The organism is Dokdonella sp. (assembly GCF_049593775.1).
GTDB lineage: Bacteria > Pseudomonadota > Gammaproteobacteria > Xanthomonadales > Rhodanobacteraceae > Dokdonella.
On sequence record NZ_JBAWHJ010000157.1, the window covers coordinates 1 to 5588 of the forward strand.

The 5588-nt window shown below is 59.5% G+C and carries 6 protein-coding genes; 4 read left to right on the forward strand and 2 right to left on the reverse strand.

The features are described from left to right. Window positions 1-30: 30 nt before the first annotated feature. Together WBP53_RS05455 and WBP53_RS05460 are read left to right on the forward strand one after the other, a co-directional pair. Entirely contained in the window at window positions 31-672 is a 642-nt protein-coding gene (locus WBP53_RS05455) for a 2OG-Fe(II) oxygenase (RefSeq protein WP_423926721.1), read from the forward strand. 27 nt (window positions 673-699) lie between these two features. Continuing rightward, a complete protein-coding gene (locus WBP53_RS05460; protein ID WP_423926723.1) occupies window positions 700-1761 on the forward strand; it encodes a hypothetical protein in 1062 nt (353 codons plus the stop codon). A 261-nt stretch (window positions 1762-2022) separates the two neighbouring features. Here the strand turns inward: WBP53_RS05460 and WBP53_RS05465 are convergent, their stop codons facing one another. Both WBP53_RS05465 and WBP53_RS05470 read right to left on the reverse strand, forming a co-directional pair. Then, window positions 2023-2694 carry a Fe2+-dependent dioxygenase gene (locus tag WBP53_RS05465; protein WP_423926725.1) on the reverse strand — a complete coding sequence of 224 codons (672 nt, stop codon included), beginning with the start codon at window positions 2692-2694 and terminating at the stop codon, window positions 2023-2025. Window positions 2695-2861: 167 nt separating this feature from the next. Beyond that, a complete protein-coding gene (locus WBP53_RS05470; RefSeq protein WP_423926727.1) occupies window positions 2862-3965 on the reverse strand; it encodes a PilT/PilU family type 4a pilus ATPase in 1104 nt (367 codons plus the stop codon). 103 nt (window positions 3966-4068) lie between these two features. Between WBP53_RS05470 and WBP53_RS05475 the strand changes: the two genes are divergently transcribed. Continuing rightward, window positions 4069-4461 (forward strand): DUF4398 domain-containing protein, encoded by a 393-nt coding sequence (locus WBP53_RS05475; RefSeq protein ID WP_423926729.1) that lies wholly within the window; start codon window positions 4069-4071, stop codon window positions 4459-4461. Then, a complete protein-coding gene (locus WBP53_RS05480) occupies window positions 4458-5429 on the forward strand; it encodes an OmpA family protein (protein ID WP_423926730.1) in 972 nt (323 codons plus the stop codon). Before WBP53_RS05475 ends, WBP53_RS05480 begins: the two co-directional genes overlap by 4 nt. Window positions 5430-5588 lie beyond the last annotated feature (159 nt).

Genomic DNA, 5588 nt, shown 5'->3' on the forward strand with positions numbered 1-5588 from the left:
CACTGGCTCCGATCATGGAGCACTGGGGTTATGACATCTGAATCAGTCGTCGATGCAAACCAGCCAATGGTCGATCTGCGTCACTACGTGCGTTGGTATGACAACGTTCTGCCCGCAGAGCTCTGCGACGGACTGGTCGCAGGCTTCGAGCAGATGCGTGACGCCCAGATCATCAATGGAAGCGGCGTGCGCAATGGTCTTGATGGCAGCAAGTGGACAGAGCTCAATCTGACGAATTTCGCTGATCCGGCCATGAAGGGTTATTTCATCAGCCTTATCGACAAGTACCTGGAGCTCTATAACGCGGAAATCGGAGTCAGCTTGCCGGTGCCACCGTCGCACCTGTCTGCAGACCTCATTATCAAGCGCTACGCGGCAGATCAGGTTGAGCAGTTCCAACCTCATTTCGACTCGATCTACGATCGCTGCAATCGCTACATGGTCTTTCTCTGGTACCTGAATGATGTCGAGCAGGGCGGCGAAACGCGCTTCATGGATCTGAACATGGCCGTGCAGGCACGCAAGGGGCGACTACTGCTGTTTCCGCCTTACTGGATGTACCAACATGCTGGCATGCCGCCCATATCCAATGCGAAATACATCGTTTCGACCTACTTGCTGTTCGAGAAAAATCCCAGCGTCGACCCCGGCAACTTGCCGCTCGCGCAATGAACCCATTCTCCATGCAGGGCGAATACGATGACCGCGCCAGTTGATCCGGCGGTCATTGAAGGCATTGCTCGCGACTCTGGTGCATTCCTGCAACAGCTCGATACGATCCAGCGGCGCGCGCTATTCATTCGACTAAACGAGGCTGATCTTCGTGCGGCATCGTTTCTGGACGAGCGGCTTGGCTTGCAGGGGCGCGAGGGATTCTGGGTAGCACTGGAGACGTTGAAGGCCGTTGCAGCGGCCATGCCGACTCCATCTCCGGCACCGCACTATATCTTCCATATCGGCCACTGTGGTTCGACGCTGATCAGCCGCCTGCTGGACAAGTACCCCGGTGTGCTGGGATTGCGCGAGCCACTGGCACTACGTGAACTGGCAGCCGCGCACCGGGAGCTGGAGTCGCCACTCTCACGGGTTTCCGGCGAAGAGTGGAGCGCGTTGTTTGCCGCCTCGATAAGTGTACTGGGGCGCATCTTTGCGCCAGGCCAACGTGCCTTGATCAAGGCCACGAGCAACTGCAACAACCTGATCAATAGCGTCCTCGAGCACGATCCCGCGACCCGTGTGGTTCTTCTGCACATGCCGCTGGAAAGCTATCTGGCCACGATGATGAAGGGCCAGGGGGGAGGGCTCGACGCCCTGCAAAGTGCACCGGCGCGGCTCCAGTTTCTGCATCACCTCATTGGCGAAGAGTCGCCCAGGTTGCATGAGCTTGAACCTGCCGAAATGGTTGCCATGGGCTGGATTTCCGAACTGGCGCGATTCCATCAAGCGCAAGCTGCCGACGCAGGAAAGGGCAGGGTAATGTTGCTCGACTTCGAGCAATGGCTGACGCATCCGGATCAACTACTTGAATCGGTTCGCATGCATCTTGGGCTAGGCGCAGGCAATGCCGACGGCGTTCCAGTCATGCAATGGCCGGAAATGCGTGCCTATGCGAAGAGTCCCGCTCATGCCTACTCACCGGCCGATCGCGTCCACGATCTGGATCTGTCACGACGAAAGTTTGCCAATGAAATTGCCACAGGCATGCGCTTTGCGGAGCGTCTGGCAACGAGCCATCCCCAGCTCAAATCAATCTTTCAGTAGGCGCATCAAAATGCACTGATGCACTGATGCACTGATGCACTGAGCAAGCTTATTGCGAAGCGCAATCAAGACTGGAATGAGGGGTGGCGCGCTGCTCCGACGATCAACCCAGGCCGCATGCGCCATGATCAAGCTACCCTCAGCGATGCCCCGCAACTGCCCTGCAGGGAGCGATGTGTTTCTGCGGGCACGCGAAAAGAATGCCGTGACTCAAGCGGGTTCCGAAATCATGGAAAATCTGTCGCCGTCGTTGCTGTTGACCTAGGCGTCCGACCACATCCGGAACAGGTTGTTGCGCAGCGAGCCAAGCATCAACAGCATGCGAAGTTCGGCCTGCTCTCCTCGCGAGGTTTCGATAGTGCGAGCCTCTTCGAGCTGTTGCAGCAATTCGCGATGTTGCGCGTTCGGAATGTAGCTCTGCAGCCAGGTGATGCCGACGAGGCGAACGCCCCGGGTCACCGCAGCAACCTGATGGATCGTGGTTGACGGGTATAGCACCGCGTCGCCAGCAGCCAGTTTGACCGGCAGCACGTGCTGACCCTGGGCGATCATCAGTTCGCCGCCGTCGTAATCGTCCGGATCGGACAGGAATACGGTGCAGGAGACATCCGAGCGCATCGGGGGCTGTGATGGAAAAAGCGCTTCGTCCATGTGCCAGCCGTACTTCATGCCTGGCTCGTAACGGGAAATGGTCGGATTGGCCATGTTTTTCGGGAATGCCGAAACGTACATGTCCGGATGACGAAACAGGGCATCGCGCAGGATTTTTCCGGGCTCGATAGCGTCCGGATCGGATTGCGCGATCTGCATGTTGTTCTTCAGCGGATTGTGCTGATTGGAAATGCGCCCATCGACAAACTGCGCTCGCCCTGCAATGGCGCGCAAACTGGCAAGCTCGGCGGGTTCGAGCACATTGCGAAGATGCTGGATCATCGGATGTCTGGCCTCGGCTGTCCTCGGGCCTGCAGTATCGCACTCCCGAAAGCCGGCCTCATACCGCAGGCTTGATTCCGGGCGGGGCAGATTGCCTCATGTGTCGAGCCGCTTCGTTTCCGACAGCGCAAGACTAAGGGCTTGCGAACCGCCGGGACCGACGCTACTCAGAAATGCGCGTCTTCGAAGCCTTCATCCATCGGTGTTTCGCCGCCTTCGGCCAGACGGATCTTGAGGGCCAGGCCGTCGCGCGAATCGGCCTTGTTCAGGGCTTCCTCGAGTTCGATGAGCCCTTCCTTGTAGAGCGTATAGAGCGCCCGATCGAAGGTCTGCATGCCCTCCTGCAGGCTGCGGTCCATGGCTTCCTTCATTTCATGGATCTGGCCGCGGCGAATCATGTCGCGAATCAATGGCGTATTGAGCAGCACCTCGACCGCAGGCAGGCGTCGGCCATCCTTGCCCATGACCAGGCGCTGCGAAATGACCGCGCGCAGGTTCAGGGCAAGGTTCATCAGAATGTTGCGGTGCGCAGACTCGGGGAAGAAGTTGAGGATGCGCTCCAGGGTCTGGTCGGCATTGTTGGAATGCAGGGTCGCCAGGCACAGATGGCCGGTTTCGGAGAATGAAATGGCCGCCTCCATGGTTTCGGCGTCGCGGATTTCGCCGATCAGGATGACATCCGGCGCCTCGCGCATCGCGTTCTTCAAGGCCTCATGGTAGCTATGTGTGTCGAGCCCGACCTCGCGCTGGTTGACCACGGATTTCTTGTGCCGATACAGGTACTCGATGGGATCCTCGACGGTGAGGATATGCCCTGATGTACTCGAGTTGCGCTGGTCGATCATCGCGGCCAGGGTCGTCGACTTGCCCGAGCCGGTGGCGCCGACAACGAGAATGAGCCCGCGTGGCTCCAGGATCAGGTCCTTGAACAACTGCGGCAGTCGCAGTTGTTCGATGGTCGGGATCTCGCTCTTGATCGCACGGATGACCATGCCGACTTCGCCGCGCTGCTTGAATACGTTGATGCGGAAGCGGCCCGCATCCTTCACTGCAATGGCCATGTTCAGCTCGAGATTCTTCTCGAACTGCGGAACCTGGCCCTCGTCCATCAAGGAGTAGGCGATTTTCTTGACCATGCCGCCGGGCAGGCCGGTATTGCCGAGCGGATACAGCTTGCCTTCGACCTTGATGTTCACCGGGGCGCCTGTCGTCAGGAACATGTCCGACGCGCCTTTCTCGGTCATCAGCTTGAGAAAATACCCGATATCCATCTGATCAATTCCCCTGAAACGTGATTCCAATCCAATCAAGATCGTTGCGATTGCGGGCGAGCCTTCCCACAATAGGGAAATGCTCCGCGCGCAGAGAACAGTTATGACACCAAGCGGTATGAAAATCCATGCTCCAATCGTCGTTTCCCTGGCCCTGTTGTTGGCAGCCTGCGGCCCGACGCGTCCGCCGCCGGATGTGCTCGGCAATGCCCCGCAGCGTTTGGCCAGTGCGCGCAGCGCCGATGCCCAGACCTACGCGCCGCTGGAGCTGCGATTTGCGGAAGACAAGCTCCGCCAGGCCAGGCTTGCCAGCCAGGATGGCGATTTCAAAGAGGCCAGCGCTCTGGCTGAGGAATCTTCGGTCAATAGCGAACTGGCCATGACCAAGGCCAAGCTCGGCAAGCTGCGTGAGTCTGTTGATGACCTCAAGCAGGAAAATGCAGAGATCGAGCGTGTCCTCAGCAGCAGCGAAGGCAGCTACGGAGAATCGCCATGATCCGCCTTATCCTCGCCGCAGCGCTGGTTTTCGCTGCGCTACTCGTATCCGGCCATAGTGAAGCCGCCAGGAGTGATGTCGATGTCGAGCGCCTTTCGCGCAGCCTTGCCCAACTGAAATCCGACCCCAAACTCGGCACCTATGCGGCCAGCGAGATCGCCAGGGCGCAAACCGCGCTCGAAATGCTGCAGAAGGATGGCCGGGGCAAGAAGCGTCCTCACCTGCTGTACATGGCCGAACGTCGCGTCGATATTGCCTGGGCTGCCGCCCAGGTGACGGGGCTGGAGAATGAACAGGAAGCCCTGCAGCGCGAACATGGCCGCCTGCAGCTGGCTGCTGCACGCAATGAGGCCGAGCAGGCGCGGCGTGAGCTCGACCAGCAGCGTTTGCTGGCACAGATCCGAGCGGAAGAGGCCCAGCGTGAGGCCCTGAATGCCGAGCAGGCCCTGATGATGGGCGAGCAGGCCACCGCCGACGCTCGCGAAGAGGCTGCGCAGGCCCGGCGATTGGCCGATGCGCAGGCCCAGGAGACCGCCCTGGCACGCAAGGAGGCCGAACTGGCTGGCGCTGCCGCGGACGCGCTCAGGGTCCGCCTGAGCAACCTGCGTGCCACTCAGGGCTCTCGGGGCATGCAAATGACCCTGGATGACGTGGCGTTTGCCTCCGGGCAGTCAAGTTTGCGACCAGAAGCCCGTGAATCGCTCGACAAACTGGCCGAATTCGTCGCTGCCGACCCCGCCAAGAAGATCCTGATCGAGGGGCATACCGATTCGACCGGAAGTGCCAATGCCAACCTGATTCTGTCCCAGAAACGCGCCGAAGCGGTCCGAGAGACCCTCGTCGCGATGGGCGTGGATGCCGCCCGAATGACGGCCGTAGGCGTAGGCGCGGAGCGGCCTGTAGCCTCGAATGACTCCGCGGCGGGGCGAGCCAAGAATCGCCGGGTTGACGTTATTCTTGAGGAATAACAATTACTTATAATTTCTGTCGGCCCCCGGCAAAAGCGCGGAAAGACGGTTGCCAAGCCTCGGGCAAAGGAGTAGTTTCTAAATCCCATGCGACCCGGTGTTTCTCTGGAACCCGCATGGGATATGCCTAGCCCATGAGTTCAGCACAGATGACCGTTC

Bases quoted from the DNA above. Each gene is read 5' to 3' on its own strand.
- WBP53_RS05455 (WP_423926721.1), top strand. From the start codon at position 31: ATGACATCTGAATCAGTCGTCGATGCAAACCAGCCAATGGTCGATCTG.
- WBP53_RS05460 (WP_423926723.1), top strand. From the start codon at position 700: ATGACCGCGCCAGTTGATCCGGCGGTCATTGAAGGCATTGCTCGCGAC.
- WBP53_RS05465 (WP_423926725.1), bottom strand. From the start codon at position 2,694: ATGATCCAGCATCTTCGCAATGTGCTCGAACCCGCCGAGCTTGCCAGT.
- WBP53_RS05470 (WP_423926727.1), bottom strand. From the start codon at position 3,965: ATGGATATCGGGTATTTTCTCAAGCTGATGACCGAGAAAGGCGCGTCG.
- WBP53_RS05475 (WP_423926729.1), top strand. From the start codon at position 4,069: ATGACACCAAGCGGTATGAAAATCCATGCTCCAATCGTCGTTTCCCTG.
- WBP53_RS05480 (WP_423926730.1), top strand. From the start codon at position 4,458: ATGATCCGCCTTATCCTCGCCGCAGCGCTGGTTTTCGCTGCGCTACTC.